This window comes from Mycobacterium bulgaricum (assembly GCF_041287165.2).
Lineage (GTDB): Bacteria > Actinomycetota > Actinomycetes > Mycobacteriales > Mycobacteriaceae > Mycobacterium > Mycobacterium bulgaricum.
On record NZ_JBGGKV020000006.1, the window covers coordinates 143,269 to 168,246 of the forward strand.

Sequence of the window (24,978 nt, forward strand, 5' to 3'; positions counted from 1 at the left end):
CCGCTCAGGCTGTGCCGCGTAGCCGTCATGATGTGCGTCCTCGCGGCGACCGGGTGCGGTGTTCCCACCGTCGGGCGCGCCGAACCGGCCGGACCGCAGGTCGTGTTCTCCGACGACTTCGACGGACCGGCGGGCGCGTCACCTTCTCCCCAGTGGCGATTCCAAACCGGTGGAGGCGGTTGGGGCAACAACGAGATGCAGACCTACACCGACGATCCCGCGAACGTCGGCCTCGACGGCGCCGGCCATCTGGCCATCTCGGCGCGGGGCACCGCGCTCGATCGGATCACGTCGGCGCGCATCACCACGCAGGGCACCTTCGACTTCATCTCGGGACGGGCCGAAGCGCGGATCCAGTTGCCCGGCGGGGCCGGCCTCCATCCGGCGTTCTGGCTGTTGGGCAGCAACATCGACGAGGTCGGGTGGCCCGAAGCGGGCGAGATCGACGTGATCGAAACCCTCAACGACGCACCGGAATTCCACACCGGCATCCACACCCCGAGCCTGGGATCCGAACGGGGGGAGCAGGTCTCGGCCTCCGGGCCGGTGCCGTTCCCGCTCGCCGGTCAGTTCCACACCTACTGGGTGGACCGGAGCCCGGGCCGGATCGTCACCGGCATCGACGAACTCACGCTGTTCACCGTCACCCCCGCCGACCTGGCTCCCGAGAGCCGCTGGGTGTTCGACGCGCCATTCTTTCTGCTGCTCAACGTCGCCGTCGGAGGCGACTGGCCGGGCCCGCCGGACGCGTCGACCCCAAATCCGTCCACGATGTTGGTCGACTGGGTGCGGGTGACGGCCCGATGAGTTCCCCGATCTCGCTCGAACCGGCGATGCCCCCGCAGGCCGTATCGACCTGGCCGCGTGGGCGCTGGATCGGCATGCTCGATGTCGACGATTGCGCCGTGGGGGATGCGGTCGAGTTCACGCCCCTGCACGCGGACGGGTACGAGCAGGTGCGCGTGCTGGTCCGGCACCGCGGCACACCGGTCGGCTTCGTCGAGGCCCCGATCACCGAGGGCGTCGTGCGTCTGCCGATTCCTCAGTGCCAGACCGTTCACGAGCCGGCGCCGGAGGTTGAGCTGCCCGCCATCTCGGTGGTGCTGTGCACCAGAGACCGGCCCGAGCAGGTGGCCGATGCGCTGCGCTCGATTTCGATGTTGGACTACTCGGACTATGAGGTCGTGGTCGTCGACAATGCGGCGCGCACCGACGCCACCGCAGAGGTGGTGCGCCGTCTCGGCGATCCTCGGGTCCGATTGGTCTCCGAACCTGTGCCGGGACTGTCGACCGCGCGCAACACCGGCCTTCGGGCCGCCCGTCATCAGGTGGTGGCCTTCACCGACGACGACGTGGTCGTCGATCCGCTGTGGCTGCGAGCCATCGCCCGGGGTTTCTCCCGCGCTCCGTTCGTCACCTGCGTTTCGGGTCTCGTACCGAGCGGGGAACTGCGCACCGCCGCGCAGGCATACTTCGATCAGCGGGTCTCCTGGGCGGGATCGCTGGATCCGCGGCTGTACAGCATGGCCGAACCACCCGCTGACCAACCGTTGTTTCCTTTCCAGGTGGGCAGATTCGGGACCGGGGCCAATTTCGCCGTCAGACGTGACCGGATCCTCGAGCTCGGCGGGTTCGACGAAGCTCTCGGTGCAGGCACCGCCTCACAGGGCGGCGAGGATCTCGACATCTTCTTCCGGGTGCTCACCGCCGGCGACATCCTGGCGACCGAACCGGCGGCGATCGTGTGGCACCGGCACCGCAGCGACAACGACGCGCTGTTGAAGCAGGCCCGGGGCTACGGCCTGGGGCTGGGCGCCTGGCTCACGAAGGTCGGCATGAACCCGGCGCACCGCCGACTCGCGGCTCGGATCATCCGCCGCAGATTCGGCTCGTCGCTACGGGCAGGCGCCGACTACGGCGCGATGGCATCGCCGAACCGGATCCCTCGCGGCCTCGGCAACGACGTCCCACCGTCGGTGGGACGCACCGAGGTGCTGGCCGTGCTCGCCGGACCCAAAGCGCTGTGGCAGGGCAGGCGGCAACAGGCGCGCAACGTCGCGCTGTCGGGCCGCCGATGACGGCGACGCTCGAGCGACATGCGGAGGTGGCGTCGCAGCCACCCAGGCGTCACCGAGCGTCCTCCACGACAGGCCCGACACCTCCCGGACACCGCAAACCGGCCGCACACCGCAAGGCTCCGACGGGACGGCGCATTCCCGCCATGCCCGTCCGCATGGTCGACCTGGCGGCGGTCGGCGCGGTTGCCGGCACCGTCGCCCTGATGTCGCTGCCCAGTACGGTCCGCGCGATCGCGCTCGTGGTGTTCATCGCGATCGGACCGGGCGCCGCGGTGCTGACGTGGGTGCGCATCCCGCGACGTGCGCTGCTCTCGACGGTTCCCGTCCTCGGCATGGCGATCGTGACGCTGGTGGCGATCACCGCGATGTGGTCCTACCGCTGGAACCCCGTCCTGATCTTGTGGGTGCAGGTGGTCGGCGTCGGGGGCAGCACCGTCTACTGGTACTACCAGCACCGCGACAGCATCGTCAGCGCTGCGCGCCGCTGGCACTGGCGCCGTGTCGGGGGGCACCGGTGGCTGCGGAAAAGCTTTGTCCTGCGGCATCTGTCGCTGTTTCTGAGCGCGGCGGCCGTCGCGGTCTGGGCGGCGGCCGTTCCGGGACTGCCGGGTGTGGACGCCGGCTACTACGGCCTGTTGTTCTCGGGGACGGGACCGCTGCTGGCCGTGTCCATCGTGCTGTGCACATGGGCGATGCTCGTCGCGGTCCGGCAGCGGCAGCTCATGCCGGCCGCGGTCGCGCTGATCGCCGCGATCATCGTCGCGCGGGTGACGACGGTGGTGGCCACCGAGGTTCCGCTCTACGACTGGACGTACAAACATCTGGCCGTCGTGGACTACATCATGGTCTACGGGCGAATCCAGCCCGATGGCACCGACATCTACGCGCAATGGGCAGCGTTCTTCACGACCTGGGCGTGGTTCTGCGACGTGACCGGCATCCCCGCGATCACCGTCGCGCACGTGTTCGCCCCGGCGATGCACGTATTGGTGGCGCTGACCGTCTACACGGCCGCCAGGGTCATCGGCCGATCCCGCCGCACGGCACTGACGGCGGCGTTCATCGCGGAGATCGTGAACTGGGTGGGGCAGGACTACTTCTCGCCCCAGGCGTGGACCATCGTGCTGGTGTTCGGCATGTTCGTGCTGCTGCTCGCATCGCCGCGTAGCCGGGCGTGCGGCGTCCTCGCGATCCCGGTGTTCGCCGCGACGGTACCGACCCACCAGCTCACGCCGTTCTGGGCGATGGGCGCGGCGTGCCTGCTGTGCCTGTTGAAACGGGCCAGGCCCCGGTGGGTGGGTCTGGTGATGGTGCTGATCGCCGTGTGTTATCTGCTGCTCAACCTGGAAGCGGTGGCGCCCTACGGCCTGCTGTCGGGGGGCAGTCCGATCAGCAACGCGTCCAGCAACATCGAGTCGTCAGGCCTGCCCGCCAAGGACTTCACCTCGGCCGTGGTTCGAGGGTTGTCGATCGTTGTGGTGCTGACCGCTTGTGCATGCGCGGTCTGGATGTGGCGCCGGAAACGGCCCGTGTTGACGCTGTCCATCATGGCGTTCAGCTCGTTCGGCCTGCTGCTGGGGCAGAGCTACGGCGGCGAGGCGATCTTCCGGGTGTACCTGTACTCGATCCTGGGGTGCGCGCTGCTGATCGCACCCGCTGTCGTTGCGGCGATCGACGGTGTCAGGGGGCGAGCGCGGTTGCCTGCGCGCACGGCGGCGGTGCTCGGCGTGACCGGTGCGTCGGTGGCGGGATTGCACGGCTATGTCGCGTTGTGGCCCATGATCTTCGAGACCCGTGCCCAGGTCGACCTGATGGACGGCCTCACCAGGGACGCCGACATCCGGACCCGGTTCGTCATGCTCCGCATCGGCGGGATGCCGTCGCGACTCAATGCCGGCTATGCCGATGTGACCCTGTTCAACCCGTACTTCGACGAGCCCGTGAGCTATGACCTGTGGGACCCGTCGGATCCGAACCTGGCAGAGCGCAAGGCGACGTTCCCCAACGAAGAAGATCTCAAGACGCTCAACACCGAGATGACCAGTGGCGGCTATGTGGTGTACGTGATCTTCAGCGAGCAGTCCAACAAGGCGATCCGGTACTACGGCGACTTCCGCCCCGACGCCGTGGAGGTCGTCCAGGACGCGCTTCGTGGGGCACCCCAGTGGACGTTGATCTACGACGAGGGGCAGACCAAGGTGTGGCGCAGCGTCAACGAGGACCTGGCACCGGAGAACCGCACCGGGCCCTAGCGCAGGTCCTGGCGCAGTAGTTGCGCCGCGTGCTCGGGCACCGAATCCAGTGCCGCGCCGACCTTCTCGGCGTCGAACAAGGTGTCGTGGAACTCGGCGGTCAGCCACAGCGACCCCATGACCGACGCGGTCGTGACCGTGACACCGCACGGGCTGACCGGGTCACTGGCCACCATGATGCCTGCGCGTGCGGGATCGCTGAACGACCATGGTCCGTGGGGAACGTTCCCGACGCTGGAGTGCAGCAGCTGTACCCGCCGCCGCGACGGGACGAGCCACCGAGGGTGCCGTCGTGAGCGCATCGCCATGCGCGTCTTCGCCGTCCCCGCCATGAGGTTGGCGACCGGACGTGCCATCTGCGCCGCCGCGGCCATGTCGGACTGCAGGCCGCGGGGGCCCGAATCGCGGCCCAACCGGAAGTCCAGCCCCGCGGAGAACGACGCGAGTGTGCTGCGGCCCTCCGGCAAATAACGCCGCACGTCGAACGGGAGCGTCACGGTGGGATCGACGTCGAATCCTGTGGCGGCGAAGGCGTCGTGCAGTGCGCAGGTGTAGAGGGCGAACATGGAGACATCGGGCAGCGCGGAATCCCGTTGGCGGCGAAGGTCGGTCACGACGTCGGCAGGGATCCGCGCGAACCGGGTCGCGGGTGACGGCGCGATGTCGGTGCCGCCGGCATCGACGAACCCGTCGTGCAGCGCGGAGTTCCGGCGGTGCTGACGCCACAGCGGCAGGAGCCGTTGTGGCCGACCCCCGATCGCACGAGCACCCGCAACGACAAGCGGCGAGAGGCGATGCCGGTAGGGCACCCACACCGCGTCGTCCGTGGGATCCACCGCGCCCAGCAGCACCCCGATGAGCAGATCGAGAAGTGGTACCTCGCCGAGGCCGTGGCTGAAGTCGATGGCGAGATAGTCCCCACCCGCCAGGATCCGGATCCCGTCACCCGGGCGCCGGCGCAGCGCAGACAGCAGCGCGAGCGGATCCGAGCCCGGCGGGCGGGTCGTGGTGGCGAAGACCTCACCGGCCAGGGCGGGAGTGTGCCGCCAGCGGGTGGCCGCGGTGGACGGTTGCAGACAGATCCTGGCCTCGGGCCCGGCGGCTGCCATCGCCGCGAAGCGCGCGGTGAGCAGGTCGACGGGCGGCACGTCGACAGGTCCGAGAACGACTGCCGACCGCCGGTAGCTGTGTTGCACATCGAGTGTCGAGACCCTGACGGTGCCCGGTTGCGGGCTCCGTCGAAGTCTGGGCATTGCCTGTGAACCTATCAGAGCAGCCCCCCAGCCCGATCTGATGAATTTAGTAAGTTTCTCCCCATGACACGCACGCTGTGGACGGCTGCTGCGATCGTTGCGGCCTGCTATGGCGTCTTTCTCATCGTAACCGCGACCCGGGTGCCCGCAGGCGCCGAGCTCACCGGCCAGTTCGCGCTGCAGCCCGCCGTCAAGGCGCTCGCCGCGGTGCTGCTCGCGGGTGCAGCGCTTTTCCATCACATCGCGCGGGAGCGGACCTGGCTGGTCGCGGCACTGCTGTTCTCTGCCGCAGGCGACTACCTACTGGCAATGCCGTGGTGGGAGCCGTCGTTCGTGTTCGGGCTGGCCGCGTTCCTGATCGCCCACCTGTGTTTCCTGGCGGCGCTGCTACCGCTGGCCACCCGTACCCCGAAGCGGCTCGTCGCTGTCGCGGCGACGGCGGCCGCGTGCGTGGTGCTGCTGGTGTGGTTCTGGCCGCGGCTGCTGGAGCAGGGGATGGCGCTGCCGGTGACCGTCTACATCGCGGTACTGGGCGCGATGGTCAGCGTGGCGCTGCTGTCCGATCTGCCGACGCCGTGGACCGCGCTCGGGGCGGTGTGTTTCGCGGTGTCGGACGCGATGATCGGCATCAGTAAGTTCGTTCTCCAATCCGAGGCGCTGGCGGTGCCGATCTGGTGGGCCTACGCGGCGTCGCTGCTGCTGATCACGGCGGGTTTGCTGTTCGGCAGGGCGTCTGTGCCGTCTGCTACACCTGCGCTGTGACGAATCTTCGGCAGCCCGCCGAACACGAGCCGATCGCCCGTGTTCTGCCGATGCTGACGGTGCCGCACCTCGACCGCGAGTTCGACTACCAGGTGTCCGCCGAGCAATCCGACGACGCGCAACCGGGCGTTCGAGTCAAGGTCCGGTTCCACGGCCGGCTCGTCGATGCGTTTGTACTCGAAAGGCGTTCGGACACCGATCATGTCGGCAAGCTCGGCTGGCTGGAGAAAGTTGTCTCGCCCGAGTGCGTGCTGACGCGCGACGTGCGCAGGCTCGTCGATGCGGTGACGGCCCGCTACGCCGGGACACGCGCCGATGTTCTCCGGTTGGCCGTGCCTCCGCGGCATGCCAGTGTCGAGAAGCGAGCCACTGAACCTCTGGAGCCGTTGTCTGCCAGAGACATCGACACCGCGGCGTGGGACGCCTACAGCGGGGGAGCGCAGTTCGTCGCGGCGTTGAGGGACGCCCGGGCCGCCCGCGCGGTCTGGCAGGCCCTGCCCGGCGAATCCTGGCCTCACCGGTTGGCGGAGGCGGCCGCGGTCACGGTGAACTCCGGTCGCGGCGTGCTGGCCGTGGTGCCCGATCAGCGCGACGTCGACCTGCTCCACGCGGCCGCCGTCGAACACGTCGAGGGCGCGAGGGTGGTGGCGCTGTCGGCCGGCCTCGGTCCCGCGGAACGCTACCGGCGCTGGCTGTCGGTTCTCCGGGGCAACGCTCGTTTCGTGATCGGTACGCGCAGTGCGGGTTTCGCGCCGGTGGGCGACCTGGGTCTGGTGATGGTGTGGGACGACGGTGACGACTCGCTGGCCGAGCCCCGCGCGCCCTATCCGCACGCCCGCGAGGTCGCGATGCTGCGCGCCCATCAGTTGCGGTGCGCGGCGATGATCGGCGGCTATGCGCGCACCGCGGAAGCGCACGCGTTGGTGCGCAGCGGCTGGGCGCACGACCTGACCGCGACAAGGCAGACGGTGCGCGTGCATGCGCCACGCGTGATTGCGTTGGAGGACAGTGCTTTTGCGCACGAGCGCGACGCGGCCGCCCGCACCGCGCGGCTGCCGACCGTCGCTCTGGACGCAGCCCGCGCGGCGCTCGCCGCCGATGCGCCGGTCCTTGTCCAGGTGCCCCGACGTGGCTACGTGCCCGCACTGTCCTGCGCGAAATGCCGCACCGTCGCCCGTTGCAGGCATTGCACCGGGCCGTTGTCGCTGCCCGGCCGCGACGCCCCGGGCGCGGTGTGCCGGTGGTGTGGCAGGGAGGAGTTGGCGCTGCGCTGCGCGCGATGCGGATCCGACGCTGTGCGTGCCGTCGTCGTCGGGGCCCGCCGCACGGCCGAGGAACTCGGAAGGGCGTTTCCGGGAGCCCAGGTCATCACGTCCGGCGGAGACGACGTCGTCGCCTCGGTGCCGCAGCGCGCGGCCGTCGTCGTCGCGACACCGGGGGTGGAGCCCGCCGCCGCGGGTGGTTACGGCGCCGCGCTGCTGCTGGACAGCTGGGCGTTGCTGGGGCGCCAGGACCTCCGGGCCGCCGAGGACACGTTGCGGCGCTGGATGGCCGCGGCCGCGCTGGTCCGCAGTCGCGCCGACGGCGGTGTGGTCGCTGTCGTCGCGGAATCCGCGATCCCGACCGTGCAGGCGCTGATCCGGTGGGATCCGGTCGGTCATGCCGACGCCGAACTGGACGCGCGCACCGAGGTCGGGTTGCCGCCCGCCGTGCACATCGCGGCCGTCGACGGTGCGCCTGCAGCGGTGGATGCGCTCCTCGAGGCCGCCGCACTGCCCGACACCGCCGACGCGCTGGGGCCCGTCGAGCTTCCGCTCGGCGCGCGCAGACCCGCGGGGCTGGCGGCGGACGCGCCTGTGAGCAGGATGCTGGTCCGTGTCGCGCGCAACGGTGGGCTGGAACTGGCGGCCGCGCTGCGCCGGGCCACCGCGGTGCAGAGCGCCCGCCACGATCAGGAGCCGGTTCGCGTCCAGATCGACCCGTTGCACATAGGGTGATGCCCATGACGGCGGGGCGGGTGCTCAAGGCGCTGATTCCGTTGATCTTGATTGCGCTCGGTGTGCTGTGGCCGGTGATGTTCTCGTCCGGCTCCGGCAGCTCCACCGGGATCGACGACCCGGTGGTGATCACCGATTACGACGTGAACATGGTCGTGGATGCCGCGGGTGAGATGAGCGCGGTCGAGACGATCACCACCGCGTTCTACAGCACCGACCGCCACGGCATCTTCCGGTACTGGGATGTCGCCAACCAGAACGATCCGCGGCTGCGGCAGAAGCCCGAGATCGAATCCATCACCCTCGACGGCGAACCGGTGTCCTATCAGATGCTCTGGGAGGACGGCGGGCGGTTCCGGGTGGCCAAGATCGGCGACCCCGACGTGTACCTGAGCGACGGCACCCACGTCTTCGAGATCCGCTACACGATTCCCGGGGTGCTCGATCCGGGCAGCCTGGGCGCCGAGCGCACGTTCGCGGCGGCGACGGGCCGGGGCCCGTCGCCCTCGGTCTTCTTTTGGAACGTCATCGCCCCTGCCTGGAACAACCGCATCGAGCGCGCCGACATCACGCTCACCCTGCCCGGAGACGTCGGAAACGCCCAGTGCTCGGTCGGTTTCGGGACGGGCACCGCCTGCGACGGCCTGTCGGTGAACGGCAACCGGGTCCGGTTCAGCGCCGAGGAGCTGCCGCCGCGCACGCCGGTGACGGTCCGCGCGGGTGTCGACGTCCCGACCCCACCCCAGGTGCGGCTGCCGTGGCCCTACACCTGGGACCGGGTGCTGGGTCAGTCGGTGACCGGCGCCATCGTGGTCGGCGCGCTGACCGTGCTGTTCGGTGCCGTCGCGCTGATCTGGTTCCGCAGTGTGCTGGAGAAATCGCCGGGCTTCCCGCTGCAGTACGCGCCCCCGCCGGGGCTGGGGCCGGTGCAGACCGAGTACATCCGCACCGAGTCCGTCCCCGAGCACGGGCTCACGGCCACGCTGTTCTTTCTCGCCGATCGCGGCCTGATCACACTGCGGCAGGTCAGCGACAAGCACTGGACCATCAAGAGCATCGCCGAGCCCGGGGCCTGGGCCGACGTCGACCCGGTCAGCATCGCGGTGGCCTCCCGGTTGAAAGTCCTCAACAAGGGCTCCGAATTCGAGGCCAAGAAGACGGTCACATCGGGCAAGAAGCTCAACAGCGCCAAGGAAGACATGGCCACGGCCGTCAAGAAGTGGGCGACCGAGGAAGGCCTGTTGGTGCCACGCAAGAAGGAACTGTGGCTGCGGGCCCTCAACGCGGGCGCCTTCATCCTGATGGTCTGCGGCTTTTTCCGCTGGGGCTTCCCAACCACTATGTGGGCGCTGCCGTTCGCCGCCTTCTTTCTGCTGTCGGTGGGTTCGTGGCGCGACGGCATCGGCACCCGTCGCACCCCCGCGGGTCGCCAATTGTGGTCGCGCGCCGGCGGATTCCATCGCGTGCTGTCCACCGACTCGGCCGAGACGCGGTTCGACTTCTCGGCGCGCAAAGACCTCTACATCGCCTACGTTCCGTTCGCGGTCGCGGCAGGGGTCGCGGCGCTGTGGGCCAAGAAATACCAGACCGACACGGGTACCGTTGCGCCGCAACCGGACTGGTACACCACCTCGGCAGCATCGTCTAGCGGGTCGAGCATCGCCGGCGGATCCGGCGGCGCCGATTTCGACAGCTTCGAATCGGCGCTGTCGTCGTCCATCGGCGCATACACCGCGTCGCAGGCATCATCCTCGTCGTCATCGGGCAGCAGCGGCGGGAGCAGTTTCAGCGGTGGTGGCGGCGGTGGCGGCGGCGGAGGAGGAGGCGGTTCATGGTGAGTTTTCTGCTCATCGTCATTCTGGTGTTGGCTGTCCTGGTGCTCATCGGATTCGTGATGGGATACAACAGGATCCGCTCGGCCGACGTGCGGGTCGCCGAAGCGCTGTCGGGCATCGACGTGGAGCTCACGCGCCGCGCGTCGCTGATCCCGAGCCTGGTTCACACCGTGCAGACGTTCGCGGCGCACGAGAAGGGCATCCTCGATCACGTGACCACCGCCCGGGCGGCGCTGACGTCGGCCACCAGCGGGAAATCGGTCGCCGAACGCAGCGCGGCCGAAAAGCAGCTGGACTCGGCGTTGGCTCCGCTGCTGGCGCTGGGGCAGAGCTACCCGCAGCTGAACTCGTCGAACAACTTTCTCGACCTGCAGCGCAACCTCGCCGACACCGAGGACAAGCTGGCGTTCGCCCGGCAGTACTACAACGACGCGGTGGCCACGCTGAACCGGCAGCTGACCACGATTCCGTGGATGTTCGTCGCCCCGCTGGCCGGGGTGGGCGAGAAGGAGTACTACCAGACGCCGCGCTGAGGTCCGGCGATCGTCGCTCCCTAGACTGGCGCGGTGCGTCTCGTCTTCGCCGGCACCCCGGAGCCCGCCCTGCCGTCCCTGCAACGGTTGATCGATTCCTCGCGCCACGACGTCGTCGCGGTGCTGACCCGTCCGGATGCCGCAGCGGGCCGACGCGGCAAGCCGTCTCCGTCACCGGTGGCGGAATTGGCCGCCGAGCACGGCATACCGGTGTTGAAGCCCGAACGTCCCAATTCGGAGGAGTTCGTCGCCGAGTTGAAAGCCTTGTCCCCGGACTGCTGCGCCGTCGTCGCCTACGGAGCGCTCCTGAAGGAGGCGTTGCTCGACGTACCCGACCACGGGTGGGTGAACCTGCACTTCTCGGTCCTTCCGGCCTGGCGTGGCGCGGCACCGGTGCAGGCGGCCCTCGCCGCGGGTGATGAGGTCACGGGTGCGACGACGTTCCAGATCGAACTCAGCCTGGATTCCGGACCGGTCTACGGTGTCGTGACCGAGACCATCCGTCCCTCCGACACCGCGGGCGACCTGCTCGATCGCCTCTCGGTGTCGGGTGCCGGCTTACTGGAGGCGACCATGGACGGCATCGAAGGCGGGACCCTCAATGCGGTTCCGCAGCCGACCGAGGGGGTCAGCGTCGCGCCCAAGGTCACGGTGGACGATGCGCGGATCCGCTGGGAGCTGCCCGCGCACGTGGTCGATCGGCGGATCCGCTCGGTCACCCCGAACCCCGGCGCCTGGACGATGATCGATGAGCAGCGTGTCAAGGTCGGCCCCGTCAGCGTGCCCGCCGACGGGCCGAAAGGACTTGCCCCGGGCGAGATCTCGGTGGACAAGAAGTACGTCCATGTCGGCACCGGCTCGGATGCTGTGCTGCTCGGCGCGGTGCAGCCGCCCGGCAAGAAATCCATGGGCGCGGCGGACTGGGCCAGGGGAGCCCACCCGCAGGGGCCGGCGCGATGACACGGCCCGACAGGAAGCGCCATCCCAGGCGCAAGCGGCTCGACCCCGCGCGGCAGGCCGCCTTCGACGTCCTGCGTGCGGTGTCCGAGCGGGACGCGTACGCCAACCTCGCCCTGCCCGCAATGCTGCGCGAGCGTGGAATCACCGGTCTGGACGCGGCTTTCGCGACCGAGTTGACCTACGGCACCTGCCGCAGCCAGGGCCTGCTCGACGCGGTGATCGCGGCGGCCGCGGGCCGGCCGGTGGACCGGATCGACCCGGTGCTGCTGGACCTGCTGCGGCTCGGCGCCTACCAGATCCTGCGGACGAGAGTCGAAGATCACGCCGCGGTGTCCACCACCGTCGAGCAGGCAGGAATCGAATTCGACACGGCGCGGGCGGGATTCGTCAACGGCGTGCTGCGCACCATCGCGCGCCGCGACGAGGCGTCCTGGGTCGGGGAGCTCGCCCCGTCGGCGAAAACCGACCCCGTCGGGCATCTGGCCTTCGTGCACGCCCATCCGCGGTGGATCGCCCAGGCGTTCACCGATGCGCTGGGCGCGCGCGCCGGCGAGCTCGGGGACCTGCTCGCCAGCGACGACGCCCGGCCCGAGGTGCACCTGGCGGCACGTCCCGGTGCGATGACGGCCGCCGAACTCGCCGCACAGGTCGACGGAACCGAAGGCGCCTATTCGCCGTATGCGGTGTATCTGCGTGAGGGCGATCCCGGCGAGCTGGCCGCGGTGCGCGCCGGCAGTGCGCTGGTGCAGGACGAGGGCAGCCAGATGGTCGCGCGGGCGCTGACGCTGGCGCCGCTGGAGGGCGCCGACGGCGGCCGGTGGCTGGATCTGTGTGCCGGGCCCGGAGGCAAGACGGCCCTGCTCGCCGCGCTCGGCCAACCCGCAGGCGCCTCGGTCACGGCGGTGGAACCCGCGCCGCGGCGCGCCGAACTCGTCGAACGCAACACCGCCGGCCTCCCGGTCGAGGTGCTCCGCGTGGACGGCCGCGAGTCAGGGCTGACACCGGGATTCGACCGCGTCCTCGTCGACGCACCGTGCACCGGGCTGGGCGCGTTGCGCCGCAGGCCGGAGGCGCGCTGGCGGCGCCGGCCCGGCGATGTCCCGCAGCTGGCTAAGTTGCAGCGCGAGTTGCTCTCCGCGGCGATCCGCCTGACCCGGCCCGGCGGCGTCGTGGTGTACGCGACGTGCTCGCCCCATCTTGCCGAGACGGCGGGCGTCGTCGCCGACGCGGTGCGAAGGCATCCGGTGGCCCCGCTGGACACCCGCGAGCTGTTTGAGCCCGCGCAGCACACCGGTGACGGTCTGTCGGCACAGTTGTGGCCGCATCGCCACGGCACCGACGCGATGTTCGCCGCCGCCCTGCGGGTGGATGCGCCCGGTTAGGCTGGGCGAATGCCGAAACCCCTCATCGCACCCTCGATTCTGGCCGCCGACTTCGCACGGTTGGCCGACGAGTCCGCCGCGGTCGAGGGCGCCGACTGGCTGCACGTCGACGTCATGGACAACCATTTCGTGCCCAACCTGACGCTCGGTCTGCCGGTGGTGGAATCGCTGCTCAAGGTCACCGACATCCCGATGGACTGCCATCTGATGATCGAGAACCCCGAGCGGTGGGCCCCGCCGTATGCCGAGGCGGGCGCCTACAACGTGACCATCCACGCCGAGGCGACCGACAACCCGGTCGGGGTGGCCCGCGACATCCGAGCGGCGGGGGCCAAAGCGGGGCTCTCGATCAAGCCGGGGACGCCCATCGAGCCGTACCTGGAGATTCTGCGGGAGTTCGACACCCTGCTGGTGATGTCGGTGGAGCCCGGTTTCGGCGGACAGAAGTTCATCGCCGAGGTGCTGCCGAAGGTCGGCACCGCGCGCCGTCTCATCGACGCGGGGGAGCTGACCATCGTGATCGAGATCGACGGCGGTATCAACGCTGACACCATCGAGGCCGCCGCCGAGGCGGGGGTGGACTGTTTCGTCGCCGGATCGGCGGTCTACAGCGCCGACGACCCAGCGGTCGCGGTCCAGGCACTGCGCAAGAAGGCTGCTGCGGCGTCCAAGCACCTGACGTTATGAACCTCGACGCCGCGATGGCTGCGGCCGTCGAGCAGTCCGACGGCGTGAAGGGCCGCACCTATCCCAATCCCCCTGTGGGAGCGGTGATTCTGGACCGCGACGGCGAGATCGCCGGGGTCGGGGCCACGGAACCGCCCGGCGGCCCGCACGCCGAGATCCTGGCGCTGCGGCGCGCGGGGGAGCGGGCCGTCGGCGGAACCGCGGTGGTCACGCTGGAACCCTGCAACCACTTCGGGCGCACCCCACCGTGTGTCGATGCACTCCTGGCGGCCGGGGTCACCGACGTCGCGTTCGCCGTCGCGGATCCGAACCCGGTGGCAGCAGGCGGTGCGGCCCGGCTGGCCGAGTCCGGTGTCCGCGTCCATCCCGGCGTGCTGTCCGACGCGGTCGCCGGCGGGCCGCTTCGGGAGTGGCTGCACAAGCAGCGCACCGGAATGCCGCATGTGACATGGAAATTCGCAACCAGCGTGGACGGTCGCAGCGCTGCCGCCGACGGGACGAGCCAGTGGATCACCAGCGAGGCTGCCCGCGCAGACGTGCACCGCAGGCGCGCGACGGCCGACGCGATCATCGTCGGTACGGGCACGGTGTTCGTCGACGATCCGGCGCTGACCGCGCGGCGCTCCGACGGCAGCCTTGCCGATCACCAGCCGTTGCGCGTCGTGGTCGGCATGCGCGAAATCTCGCCTGATGCAACGGTTCTCAATGACGACTCGCGCACGATGGTGATCCGCACCCGCGACCCCCACGAAGTCATCAAGGCGCTCTCGGATCGCACCGATGTGCTGCTCGAAGGTGGGCCGACACTGGCCGGTGCGTTCCTGCGGGCCGGGGTGATCGACAGGATCCTGGCCTACGTCGCCCCGATCCTGTTGGGTGGACCGATCACGGCGGTCGACGACGTCGGGGTGTTCAGCATCGCCCAGGCGCAGCGCTGGCGGTACGACGGCGTGCAGCCGGTGGGGCCCGACGTGTTGCTGAGCCTCACCCGCAACTAGCGCAATTCTGGTTGTTATCCAATCGTTTTCATGTGTTAACCGATTGTTTCCCCTCAGACATGGGTGCTGCGTCTCACACCCGCACCGCCGCGCCGCAGACCCCGTTCCGGCGGTGCCGGACCGGTAGACTCGGTCGGGAATTCGCGCCTTCACCGACGAGTTGCGCATGGTGAGCACGAGCAAAGGACAACGAGCATGACTGCACTGCAGGACTGGCTCAGCTTCAGTCCGGTCGATCCCCGCACCATCACCGGTGCGATCCGCGATGCGTGGCGAGGACTGACCACGGACGACGCGGCGCCGACCGACGAACCTCAGCTGATGGGCCGCGGGCTGGAGCGCTGCTGATCCAGATCGGCGGGCTCCGGATCGTCGGCGTGCTCATTCTTGCCGGCGATCAATAGTCCGAGCACCGCACCGACCACGCACACGATCGCTGTGATCGTGAAGATCTCGCCGTACTGCAGGACGTAGGCCTCCCGCACCCTGGTCGCTTCGGCCGCCAGCCGTTCCGCCAGCGAGCCCCCCGCCGTGCTGGCCGGCAGGTCCGCCAGGTGCTGGTTGAAGCGGTACAGGCCCCATGCCGACAGCGACGCGATACCGATCAGCATGCCGATCATGCGGGCCACCACGACGGCGGCAGAGGCGATGCCGTGCTGTGCGGCGGGCACCACCCGCAGCGTGGCCGACGTCAGCGGCCCGATGACGAGACCGAGGCCCAGGCCCGCGATCGCGAGGTCGGTGTCGAAGGTGGGGAGGGCAACGATGCCCAGATCGTGGTGGTCGGTCAGCACGTCGATGGTCCAGTGGGAGATCAGCCAGTAGCCGCCCGCGGCGATGAGCAGGCCGACACACGCGACGATCCGGTCGCCGATCCTGGTGGCCAGCCAGCCGCCCAACAGCGCGCCGATCGGGAGGGCGCCCAGGAACCACAGCAGCATGAAGACCGCTTCGCTCTGCTCCTTGCCCAGGACACCCTGGGCGAACAGCTCGATGTTGACCAGTGTCACCATCAGCGCGGCGCCCGCGGTCAGCGAGGCGCCCAGCGCAGCCAGGAACGGCCGGAACCGCACCCCGGCGGGCTCGATGAGCCTGGTGGCGGCGAATTTCTCCCACACGAAGAACGCGATCGCGGCGACGGCTGCCGCGAGCAGCACCGGAAGGCCGTAGCTGGGCAGTACCTGCTTGCCGTCCGGTGTCTGGTTGTAGAGGCCCACGACAGCGAGTCCCAGCGCCAACGCCAGCAGCAGCCCGCCCACCACGTCGACCTTCTCGGAGGGCGCGTCCTTGGCTCGACCGGGGAGGCTGAAGTGGATCATCACCATCGCCACGGCGGCCAGCGGCAGGTTGACCCAGAACACGGCCTGCCAGTGGCTGAAAAGCGCGACGAGGGCGACCCCATAGAGCGGACCGAGCACGCTGCCGAGTTCCTGGGCGGCGCCGACCCCGCCGAGGACGGCGGCACGGTTTCGCCTGACCCACAGATCCGCTGCGAGAGCCAAGGTGACGGGCAGCAGCGCGCCGCTGGCGGCGCCCTGGACCGTGCGGCCGATGACCATCATCACCAGATCGGTCGACATCGCGGTAATCACCGACCCGACCGCGAATGCAGCCAGGCTGACCTGGATCAGAGCTTTGCGGCCGAACTTGTCCGAGGCACGGCCCAGCAGCGGCATCGCCGCGATGTAGCCCAGCAGGTAGCTCGTGATGATCGGCGTCACCCGCTGGATCTCGTTGATGCCGATGCCGACATCGCTCATGATGTCGCGGATCACCGAGATCACCACGTAGGTGTCGAGCGCGCCCAGCATCACCGCGAGGCTGCCCGCACTGATGGCCATCCAGCGGTTGGTCGCTCCCTGCGCGACCGGGGGAGCCTGGTGCATCACGCCACAGGTTTGTCGACGGTGACCGGCTCGCCCCACTTCGACAGCGTCATCGTGACGCTGTTACCGGGGCTGGGTTCCAGCCGGACCTGCATGAGCTCGTGGTCGCCCTCCTCGGTCACCCAGGCCGTGCCGGGAACCGGTCCTGTCGCGCCGATCTGCGGCGCGATCTTGTTCACCGCGTCGGCGCTGACCTCCCCGGTGATACGGACGGTCTGGGTCCCTTCGACCGTCTCGCGGCCGTCGGCGCTGGGGTTCGAGAAGTTCGCGAGCACGTTGGCGAGGCCCACGTCGGGGTTCAGGATCGCAGCGACGTCGTAGACGTCGGCGGCGGGCCCGAAGTTGGACAGGGCGCCGCCGGCGGTGATCGTGGCCCACAGATCGCCGTCGGAGACGACGAACTCCACGTCGTTGAGGCGCTGGCCGAGGAAGATGATGTTCGCGGTGCCCTTGGCCGCGACGGCGGGCGCCTGGGTCAGGTCGCCTTCGAGGGTTTCGACGGGTAGCTCGGGGATCTGGCCCTGTACCGACAGCTTGAGGTGGGCGCTGGTCTGACCCTTCGTGGTCTCGCTGGACTCCGAGAGGAGGGTCGCGGCGTCGGGGAGGTCCTTCCCGGAGTTCTCCGACGAAGATCCCGAGCACCCTGCGACGAGGGCGGCGACAGCGAAAAGGGCGGCGAAGATCGCCAACAGGCGGGTCTGCATGCCTGCATCGTAGAGGGTGGGAAGGGATGGACGTGCGCTCCGGTGCCCGGCGGCGCGCCGGTTAACTGCGTCTGACCTGCAGGTTCAGCACGTCTGGCCGGACCTCAAATGATCGGGGGTTCGTCGGGCCGCAGCACCCGCAGCCACCGGTAGCCGTAGGGGTCGAGCTGCATTTCGACGCGCCCGCGTTCATCGAGAGGAAATTCCCCGCGCCCGTCCAGCAGATCCACCAGCACCGAACCGGGCGGGACGTCCTGCAGCTGCAGCGGCACCAGGCATCCTTCGGTGCCGAAGTTGTGCAGGCCCACCATCGCCCATCCGGACGGTTCCCGGCAGACGTGCGCGAGCACGGCGGGGTTGGGCTGTTCGAGGATCTCCGGGGTGGACCAGCCGATCTCGGGTTGCTGGCGGTAGGTGTAGATGAGGTCGCGCACGAACCACCAGAAGGACTCGTGGTCGTGGCGCTGGTCGGCGGCGTTGACGTGCTCCGGTCCATAGAGTCCGTCGGGCAGGGGTCGTGTCAGCCGGCGTTTGGCGGCCGTGGAGAACCCGCCGTTGGTGCCCGCGGTCCACTGCATGGGCGTGCGCACCGACAGCCGGCCGGGGATGTCGAGGTTCTCGGCCATGCCGATCTCCTCGCCGTAGAACAGCACCGGGGTGCCCGGCAGCGAGAACGCCAGCGAGTAGACCATGCGCATCCGGCGCTCGTCGCCACCGAGCATGGCGGGCAGCCGCCGCCGCAGGCCGCGCCCGTAGAGCTGCATCTCGGGTTCGGGGCCGAAGGCGTCGAACACCTCCTGGCGCTCGGTGTCGCTGAGCTTGTCGAGGGTGAGTTCGTCGTGGTTGCGCACGAAGTTGGCCCACTGGCTGGTGATGTCGAGGGGAGGCCGCTCCTGCAGGGCTTCGGCGATCGGGCCTGCGTCGCCGCGTGCCAGCGACAGGTACATCCGTTGCATGCCGATGAAGTCGAACTGCATGTTCAGCCCGTCGCCGTCGGGCCCGCCGAAGAACGACTTCTGGTCCTCGTATTCGACGTTGACCTCGCCCAGCAGCACGGCGTCGCCGAGCCGGCGGGTGATGAAGTTGCGGACGTCGCCGAGGTATTCGTAGGGATCGAACGCGCCGGGGTCGCCCGGTGCGCCGTCGCGGGCGAACAGGAACGGGACCGCGTCGACGCGGAAACCCGAGACGCCGAGCTGCAGCCAGAAGCCTAGGGTCCGTGAGATCTCCTCCTGCACAGCAGGATTGGCGATGTTCAGGTCGGGCTGATGCTTGTAGAAGTGGTGCAGGTACCACTCGCCGGTCTTCGGGTCGCGCTCCCACAGGCTGTCCTCCTGGTCGGGGAACACGACGTCGGCCGAGGTGTCTGGCGGTTCGGTGTCGGTCCAGACGTAGTAGTCGCGGTAGGCGTCGTCGGTGCTGCGGCGGGCGGACTTGAACCACGGATGGGCGTCCGAGGTGTGGTTCATGACGAAGTCGACGATCACCCTGATCCCGTTGGACCTGGCCGTCCGGACCAGTTCGACGAAGTCGCCGAGGGTGCCCAACCGGCTGTCCACGCCGAAGAAGTCGGTGATGTCATAACCGTCGTCTTTGCGGGATGTCGGATAGAACGGCATCAGCCACAGGCAGGTGATGCCGAGGTCGGCGAGGTACTCGATGCGTTCGGTCATGCCGCGGATGTCGCCGCAGCCGTCGCCGTTCCAGTCGTAGAACGTCTCCACGTCGGCGCAGTAGAAGACGGCGTTCTTCCACCACAGGTCGCCGGTCTCGATCTTCCTCATGCCGGAACCGCCGGTGCCGTCGGGGACAGCTGCGGAAGGACGTGCTCTCCGAACGCATCGATGAACGGCTGTTGGTGCTGTCCGACGAAATGCAGGTACAGCTCGTCCCAGCCCTGCTCGAGGTACTCGTTGAGCCACGCGGCGTGCCTGCTGAGGTCGCTGGATATCAGCACCGACTGGGCGACCTGCTCGAGCGTCACGTTCTCGCCGACGACGTCGAACGCGTCTACGGTCTCCAGGTCCCAGCACGCCGGAGGAGCGAAGACGTTGGTGCGCCACTGGTCGTGCGCGATGGCCGCGGCGTCGTCTTCGGTGGGTGCCCAGCTCAGGTGGATCTGAAGGCGCGCCGGCCCGCGGCCGCCTGCGGACCGATACGAGTCCAGGACCTTCTTCAGCGTCTCGTGTGGCTGGTTGACGGTGATCAGCGCGTCCGCCCATGACGCATGACGGGCGGCCGTCGCCGGCGTCACGGCAGGGCCGACGAGGTCGGGCACCCGGTCGGGCAGCGTCCACAGCCTGGCGCGGTTGACGTGGATGAGACCGTCGAAGCTGACTTCCTCGCCGTTGAGCAGGCGGCGAATCACGTCGACACATTCGACGAGACGTTGATCGCGAACCTCTTTGCGGGGCCACACTTCGCCGTTGATGCGTTCGTTGGACGCCTCACCGGAACCCAGTGCGGCCCAGAACCGGCCGGGGAACATCTCCGCAAGCGTCGCGATCGCCTGGGCGATGATCGCGGGGTGGTAGCGCTGCCCGGGGGCGTTGACGACGCCGAACGGAAGGTTCGTCGTGGCCAGCGCCGCGCCGAGGAACGACCACGCGAACCCCGACTCGTTCTGGCGCTCACTCCATGGGCTGAAGTGGTCCGACGACATCCCGGCCGTGAAGCCGGCGCGTTCGGCGTGCTGGACGTCGCGCAGCAGTTGCCCGGGCGCGATCTGTTCGTGGGAGCAGTGGAATCCGATGACCGCCATGCGCACCCCATACCCCGATCCGGGCCGGTCTAGGCTGGTCTGCGTGTTCACCGGAATCGTCGAGGAGCTGGGCGAGGTCGTCGGCAAGGAGGAACTCGCCGACGCCGCGCGGTTCGTGATCCGCGGGCCGGTCGTGACCGCCGATGCGAGCCACGGGGATTCGATCGCGGTCAACGGCGTGTGTCTGACGGTGGTCGACGTGCTCGCCGACGGATCGTTCAGCGCGGACGTGATGGCCGAGACGCTCGACCGGTCGAGCCTGGCGAAGGTAGACGTCGGATCCGTGGTCAACCTCGAACGAGCGGCGGCCCTCAACAGCAGGCTCGGCGGCCACATCGTCCAGGGGCACGTCGACGACACCGGTTTCGTGATCTCACGGGCACCGTCCGAGCACTGGGACGTCGTGCGGATCTCACTTCCGGTCGCGCTCGCCCGCTACGTCGTCGAGAAGGGCTCCATCACCGTCGACGGCATCTCGTTGACCGTGTCGGGTCTGGGGCCGGACTGGTTCGAGGTGTCGCTGATCCCGACGACCCTGCAGCTGACGACGCTGGGGCGCGCCGAGGTCGGAACGCCGGTCAATCTGGAAGTCGACGTCATCGCCAAGTACGTCGAGCGACTCCTGGGCAACCGGGACACCGCCGGGCAATAACCGCCCACCTTCTGTGGTTCATACTGAAGGGTATTGACACGTGGTTCCGGCCTGTCCGGGGCCGGCAAGGGTGGTGAGGATGACGAGGCTGGATTCGGTCGAGCGCGCGGTGGCCGACATCGCCGCAGGCAAGGCCGTCGTCGTCATCGACGACGAGGACCGGGAGAACGAAGGCGACCTGATCTTCGCCGCCGAAAAGGCGACGCCCGAGCTTGTGGCCTTCATGGTGCGCTACACCTCCGGCTACCTGTGCGTCCCACTGGACGGCGAAATCTGCGACAGGCTCGGCCTACTGCCGATGTACGCGGTCAACCAGGACAAGCACGGCACCGCCTACACCGTCACCGTAGACGCGAAAAAGGATGTGGGAACTGGCATTTCGGCCTCGGACCGCGCCAAGACGATGCGGCTGCTCGCCGATCCGGACGCCGTCGCCGACGACTTCTCCAAGCCGGGCCACGTGGTGCCGTTGCGCGCCAAGGACGGTGGCGTGCTGCGCAGGCCCGGTCACACCGAGGCGGCGGTCGATCTGGCCAGGCTGGCCGGTCTGCAACCCGCGGGTGCGATCTGCGAGATTGTCAGCCAGAAAGACGAAGGGGAGATGGCGCAGACCGACGAGCTGCGGATCTTCGCCGACGAGCACGACCTCGCGCTGATCTCGATCGCCGACCTGATCGAGTGGCGCCGCAAACACGAAAAGCACATCACCCGCGTCGCGGAGGCGCGCATCCCGACCCGCCACGGCGAATTCCGGGCGGTCGGCTACCAGAGCATCTACGAAGACGTCGAGCACGTCGCGCTGGTCAAAGGTGAGCTGTCGGGGCCGCACAGCGACGGGCACGACGTGCTGGTGCGGGTGCACTCCGAATGCCTGACCGGGGACGTGTTCGGTTCGCGGCGGTGCGACTGCGGGCCCCAGCTCGATGCGGCGCTGGCCATGGTGGCCCGTGAGGGCCGCGGCGTCGTGCTGTACATGCGCGGCCACGAAGGCCGCGGCATCGGCCTCATGCACAAGCTGCAGGCCTACCAACTCCAGGACGCCGGCGACGACACCGTCGACGCCAACCTGAAGCTCGGCCTGCCTGCCGACGCCCGCGACTACGGCATCGGCGCGCAGATCCTCGTCGACCTCGGAGTGCGCTCGATGCGCCTGTTGACCAACAACCCGGCCAAGCGCGTCGGGCTGGACGGCTACGGCCTGCACATCATCGAGCGGGTGCCGCTTCCGGTGCGGGCCAATGCCGAGAACATCCGCTACCTGATGACCAAGCGCGACCGCATGGGCCATGACCTGGTGGGCCTGGAGGACTTCGACGAAGCCGTGCCGGGTGAGTTCGGCGGTGCGGTATGAGCGGAGGCGGCGTTCCCGATCTGCCCGCACTCGACGGCAAGGACCTGAAGCTCGCGATCGTCGCGAGCACCTGGCACGAGACCATCTGCGACGCCCTTCTCGACGGCGCGCGCAAGGTGGCCGCCGACGCCGGGGTGAGCGACCCGACAGTCGTCCGGGTGCTCGGTGCGATCGAGATCCCAGTCGTCGCACAGGCTTTGGCTCGGACCCATGACGCGGTGGTCGCGCTCGGTGTGGTGATCCGGGGCGAGACACCGCATTTCGACTACGTCTGTGACGCCGTCACCCAGGGGCTGACCCGCGTGTCACTCGACGAGTCCAAGCCGATCGCCAACGGCGTGCTCACCGTCAACACCGAACACCAGGCGCTCGATCGGGCCGGGCTTCCGCACTCCGGTGAGGACAAGGGTGCCCAGGCGGCGGCCGCGGCGCTGTCGACCGCGCTGACGCTGCGTGCGCTGAAGTCGCGCTCATGAGCCGGGACCAGTGGGACCTTGAGGTCAAGCCGCACCTGACGCCGTACTTCGCCTGGGGGGCAGCGGTAGTGATCGTGGCGGCGCACGTTGTCGTCGGCGCGCTGCTCAAGATCGGCTCCACCGGGGTCGTGTTCCGCACCTACGACCAGGTCGCCATCGCGATGGTCGGGGTCGTCATCGCCTGCTTCGTGTCGCTGTTCGCCCGGCCGCGGCTGCGAGTCGGGCCGTCCGGGGTGGCGGTGCGAAACCTGTTCGGCTACCGACTGTTTCCGTGGGACGAAGTGGTCGACGTGTCGTTCCACGAGGGTGCACGCTGGGCGCGGCTGGATCTTCCCGACGACGAATATGTCGCTGTGATGGCGATTCAGGCCGTCGACAAGGGGCGCGCCGTCGAATCGATGGACAACGTTCGCGCGCTGCTGGACCGCTACAAGAACGACGTCAATTCACGTCGCCCATGACGACGCCTTCACGGCGGGGGTCGGCGCCGCCCGTCCACCCCGACGCGGTGCGCACGATGGCTGACAACCCGCTCGACTGATCGGCCAGATCGACCTTGTGGCCGAGTTCGCGAAGCCCTCGGACCAGCGGATCGCTGCTGCCGTCATCGGACGTGTCGATGACCGGATGCTCGCCTCCGACATTGGTTTCGGGTGAATTGTCCGCGCCGAAGTCCACCATTGACACCGCCTGCTGCGGATCGAGGCCCCAGTCCAGCATCCCTACGATCGTCTTGACCACGAACTGGATGATCGTGCCGCCGCCGGGGGAGCCCGCGACGGCGTACAAGGTGCGGGGAGCGCCGGGCGTGGCCGGGTCGAAGATCAGCGTCGGCGCCATCGTGCTGCGCGGACGCTTCCCGGGCTGTACCCGGTTGGCGAGCGGTACGCCGTCGGGGCCCGCGGGTTCGGCGGAGAAGTCGGTGAGTTCGTTGTTGAGCAGGAATCCGTCGACCATGTGAAAGGACCCGAACGCGGATTCGATGGTGGTGGTCAGGGAAGCGGCGTTGCCCTGCTTGTCGACGACGCTGACGTGGCTGGTGCCGTGCTCGGGAATCGGCGGCACCGGTGCGGCGGGCGGTCCGAACTCGCCGGGTTTCGCGGTTCCCATGGAGCGGTCGGGTGAGATCAGTGCCGCGCGGCCGGCGAGATAATCGCTGCCGAGGAGCGTTTCGGGTGACCCGCCCGGCAGCGCCACGAAGTCGGTGTCCGCGACGTAGCGGTCCCGGTCGGCATAGGCGAGCCGTTCGGCCTCGGAGATGAGGTGTACGCCCATCACGGACGGCCGGCCGCCGTTGCGGTCCACATCGGTGGGCTTGTGCGCACCCATCGGGAAGTGTTCGAGCATGCCGAGAGTGGCGGCGACCGCGATCCCGCCCGACGACGGCGGGGGCATGCCGCAGATTTCTCTGCCTCGATAGGGCGCGCACAGCGGTTCCCGCTGTTTTGTGGTGTAGGTCGCGAGATCCTCGGCCGTCATCAGGCTGGGGGTTCGCCCGGCGGAGGTATCGGCCGCCTCGGCCACGATGTTGCGGGCGATCTCGCCGGTGTAGAAGTTGTCGGGATCGGTTGCGATGGCGCCCAACGTCTTTGCGTAGGCCGGGTTGGTGAGCCTGGTGTCGGTGGGCTTCGGGGATCCATCGGCGTTGAGGAAGTAGTCGGCCGCCTCCCGATCGATGCGCAACCTCGGGGCAGCGTCTTCTATGGCGGCGGCCAGCCGCGCGCTGATGTCGAATCCGTCGTCGGCAAGCCTCACCGCAGGCGCGAACAGGTCTCGCCAGGGCGTCGTCCCGTGCTCGGCGTGCACGTCGGCCAACATCCGCACGATTCCGGGGACCCCGATGGAGCGCCCGGACGAGCGGGCGTCGGGAACGGGTTCTGTCCGGTCGGTGTCCGAGATCCAGCGCAGGTAGTTCTCGGTCGCGGCCGCGGGGGCGGTTTCGCGGCCGTCGAAGGCCTGCACGGAGTCGGCGGCGGCGTCGTAGTACAGCAGGAACCCGCCGCCTCCGATGCCCGAGGATTGCGGCTCGACGAGGCCGAGCACCGCTTGCGCGGTCACGACCGCGTCGGCCGCGGTGCCACCGTCGCGCAGGATCTCGCAGGCGGCCTTCGTGGCGAGTGGATTCGCGGTAACGACCGCGAAGGTCTTCGTGCGCACCGCTTCCATGTCGCTGCGGTATCCCGTCGCGGTTTCGGGGGCGGACGCGTCGTCGCGGGTCTGGTCCTTGGACTCGGGCGTGCCGTTCGTCACGATCTCGCACGGCCCGGTGCGGGACACGAGGTTGTCCGGTCCGGAGGCGCACGCGGCAAGCACCAACATCAGGCCCAGGGCTGGGGCAATCGTCCGACGGGTGGCCCGCATCACTGCCACGGTAGTGGCTCTACCCCGTCGGAGCGCGGCAGTAACCTGGG

At 69.0% G+C, this 24,978-nt stretch carries 22 protein-coding genes; 16 read left to right on the plus strand and 6 right to left on the minus strand.

Going from position 1 to position 24,978, the window contains the following annotated elements; genetic code table 11:
* The first annotated feature begins 30 nt into the window (after positions 1-30).
* The 3 genes from ACAG24_RS17795 (at position 31) to ACAG24_RS17805 (ending at position 4,330) form a co-directional block, all read left to right on the plus strand.
* Positions 31-807 (plus strand): glycoside hydrolase family 16 protein, encoded by a 777-nt coding sequence (locus tag ACAG24_RS17795; RefSeq protein WP_370474179.1) that lies wholly within the window; start codon positions 31-33, stop codon positions 805-807.
* Entirely contained in the window at positions 804-2,078 is a 1,275-nt protein-coding gene (locus tag ACAG24_RS17800) for a glycosyltransferase family 2 protein (RefSeq protein ID WP_370474003.1), read from the plus strand. The genes ACAG24_RS17795 and ACAG24_RS17800 overlap by 4 nt, the downstream gene beginning before the upstream one ends.
* A gap of 143 nt (positions 2,079-2,221) precedes the next feature.
* On the plus strand, positions 2,222-4,330 hold the full coding sequence (locus ACAG24_RS17805; protein WP_370474004.1) for a hypothetical protein: 2,109 nt from the start codon (positions 2,222-2,224) through the stop codon (positions 4,328-4,330).
* Here the strand turns inward: ACAG24_RS17805 and ACAG24_RS17810 are convergent.
* Entirely contained in the window at positions 4,327-5,583 is a 1,257-nt protein-coding gene (locus ACAG24_RS17810; protein WP_370474005.1) for a hypothetical protein, read from the minus strand. The genes ACAG24_RS17805 and ACAG24_RS17810 overlap by 4 nt on opposite strands.
* A gap of 63 nt (positions 5,584-5,646) precedes the next feature.
* On the opposite strand from ACAG24_RS17810, the gene ACAG24_RS17815 reads away from it, so the two are divergent.
* The 9 genes from ACAG24_RS17815 (at position 5,647) to ACAG24_RS17855 (ending at position 15,085) form a co-directional block, all read left to right on the plus strand.
* Positions 5,647-6,345, plus strand: coding sequence for a lysoplasmalogenase (locus ACAG24_RS17815; protein ID WP_370474006.1), 699 nt, complete (start codon positions 5,647-5,649; stop codon positions 6,343-6,345).
* A gap of 50 nt (positions 6,346-6,395) precedes the next feature.
* Positions 6,396-8,342: a primosomal protein N' gene (locus ACAG24_RS17820; RefSeq protein WP_370474180.1), complete on the plus strand. Its 1,947-nt coding sequence runs from the start codon at positions 6,396-6,398 to the stop codon at positions 8,340-8,342.
* A gap of 5 nt (positions 8,343-8,347) precedes the next feature.
* Entirely contained in the window at positions 8,348-10,180 is a 1,833-nt protein-coding gene (locus tag ACAG24_RS17825; protein ID WP_370474007.1) for a DUF2207 domain-containing protein, read from the plus strand.
* Positions 10,174-10,710 (plus strand): LemA family protein, encoded by a 537-nt coding sequence (locus ACAG24_RS17830; RefSeq protein ID WP_370474008.1) that lies wholly within the window; start codon positions 10,174-10,176, stop codon positions 10,708-10,710. The genes ACAG24_RS17825 and ACAG24_RS17830 overlap by 7 nt, the downstream gene beginning before the upstream one ends.
* 33 nt (positions 10,711-10,743) lie before the next feature.
* Positions 10,744-11,670 carry a methionyl-tRNA formyltransferase gene (gene fmt / locus ACAG24_RS17835; RefSeq protein WP_370474009.1) on the plus strand — a complete coding sequence of 309 codons (927 nt, stop codon included), beginning with the start codon at positions 10,744-10,746 and terminating at the stop codon, positions 11,668-11,670.
* Positions 11,667-13,052 carry an RsmB/NOP family class I SAM-dependent RNA methyltransferase gene (locus ACAG24_RS17840; RefSeq protein ID WP_370474010.1) on the plus strand — a complete coding sequence of 462 codons (1,386 nt, stop codon included), beginning with the start codon at positions 11,667-11,669 and terminating at the stop codon, positions 13,050-13,052. Before fmt ends, ACAG24_RS17840 begins: the two co-directional genes overlap by 4 nt.
* A 9-nt stretch (positions 13,053-13,061) precedes the next feature.
* Positions 13,062-13,739 carry a ribulose-phosphate 3-epimerase gene (gene rpe / locus ACAG24_RS17845; protein WP_370474011.1) on the plus strand — a complete coding sequence of 226 codons (678 nt, stop codon included), beginning with the start codon at positions 13,062-13,064 and terminating at the stop codon, positions 13,737-13,739.
* Positions 13,736-14,737 carry a bifunctional diaminohydroxyphosphoribosylaminopyrimidine deaminase/5-amino-6-(5-phosphoribosylamino)uracil reductase RibD gene (gene ribD, locus ACAG24_RS17850; protein ID WP_370474012.1) on the plus strand — a complete coding sequence of 334 codons (1,002 nt, stop codon included), beginning with the start codon at positions 13,736-13,738 and terminating at the stop codon, positions 14,735-14,737. The genes rpe and ribD overlap by 4 nt, the downstream gene beginning before the upstream one ends.
* A gap of 195 nt (positions 14,738-14,932) precedes the next feature.
* Positions 14,933-15,085, plus strand: coding sequence for a hypothetical protein (locus ACAG24_RS17855; RefSeq protein ID WP_370474013.1), 153 nt, complete (start codon positions 14,933-14,935; stop codon positions 15,083-15,085).
* On the opposite strand, the gene ACAG24_RS17860 is transcribed toward ACAG24_RS17855, so the two are convergent.
* The 4 genes from ACAG24_RS17860 to ACAG24_RS17875 all read right to left on the minus strand — a co-directional run bounded on the left by ACAG24_RS17860 (position 15,052) and on the right by ACAG24_RS17875 (position 20,088).
* Positions 15,052-16,623, minus strand: coding sequence for an MFS transporter (locus tag ACAG24_RS17860; protein WP_370474014.1), 1,572 nt, complete (start codon positions 16,621-16,623; stop codon positions 15,052-15,054). The two genes, ACAG24_RS17855 and ACAG24_RS17860, sit on opposite strands and share 34 nt — an antisense overlap.
* Positions 16,623-17,327, minus strand: a complete 705-nt coding sequence (locus ACAG24_RS17865; protein WP_370474015.1) for an LppX_LprAFG lipoprotein — start codon at positions 17,325-17,327, stop codon at positions 16,623-16,625. Before ACAG24_RS17865 ends, ACAG24_RS17860 begins: the two co-directional genes overlap by 1 nt.
* 104 nt (positions 17,328-17,431) lie before the next feature.
* Complete coding sequence (locus ACAG24_RS17870) at positions 17,432-19,111, minus strand: alpha-amylase family protein (protein WP_370474016.1); 1,680 nt, start codon at positions 19,109-19,111, stop codon at positions 17,432-17,434.
* Entirely contained in the window at positions 19,108-20,088 is a 981-nt protein-coding gene (locus ACAG24_RS17875; RefSeq protein ID WP_370474018.1) for a TIGR03885 family FMN-dependent LLM class oxidoreductase, read from the minus strand. The genes ACAG24_RS17870 and ACAG24_RS17875 overlap by 4 nt, the downstream gene beginning before the upstream one ends.
* Positions 20,089-20,131: 43 nt before the next feature.
* Between ACAG24_RS17875 and ACAG24_RS17880 the strand changes: the two genes are divergently transcribed.
* From ACAG24_RS17880 to ACAG24_RS17895, 4 genes are all read left to right on the plus strand, one after another.
* Positions 20,132-20,740 (plus strand): riboflavin synthase, encoded by a 609-nt coding sequence (locus ACAG24_RS17880; protein ID WP_370474019.1) that lies wholly within the window; start codon positions 20,132-20,134, stop codon positions 20,738-20,740.
* Between the two features lie 79 nt (positions 20,741-20,819).
* On the plus strand, positions 20,820-22,091 hold the full coding sequence (locus ACAG24_RS17885; protein WP_370474020.1) for a bifunctional 3,4-dihydroxy-2-butanone-4-phosphate synthase/GTP cyclohydrolase II: 1,272 nt from the start codon (positions 20,820-20,822) through the stop codon (positions 22,089-22,091).
* Complete coding sequence (ribH, locus tag ACAG24_RS17890; protein ID WP_370474021.1) at positions 22,088-22,567, plus strand: 6,7-dimethyl-8-ribityllumazine synthase; 480 nt, start codon at positions 22,088-22,090, stop codon at positions 22,565-22,567. Before ACAG24_RS17885 ends, ribH begins: the two co-directional genes overlap by 4 nt.
* Entirely contained in the window at positions 22,564-23,028 is a 465-nt protein-coding gene (locus tag ACAG24_RS17895) for a PH domain-containing protein (protein WP_370474022.1), read from the plus strand. The genes ribH and ACAG24_RS17895 overlap by 4 nt, the downstream gene beginning before the upstream one ends.
* Here the strand turns inward: ACAG24_RS17895 and ggt are convergent.
* Positions 23,009-24,928: a gamma-glutamyltransferase gene (gene ggt / locus ACAG24_RS17900; RefSeq protein WP_370474023.1), complete on the minus strand. Its 1,920-nt coding sequence runs from the start codon at positions 24,926-24,928 to the stop codon at positions 23,009-23,011. The genes ACAG24_RS17895 and ggt overlap by 20 nt on opposite strands.
* Positions 24,929-24,978 lie beyond the last annotated feature (50 nt).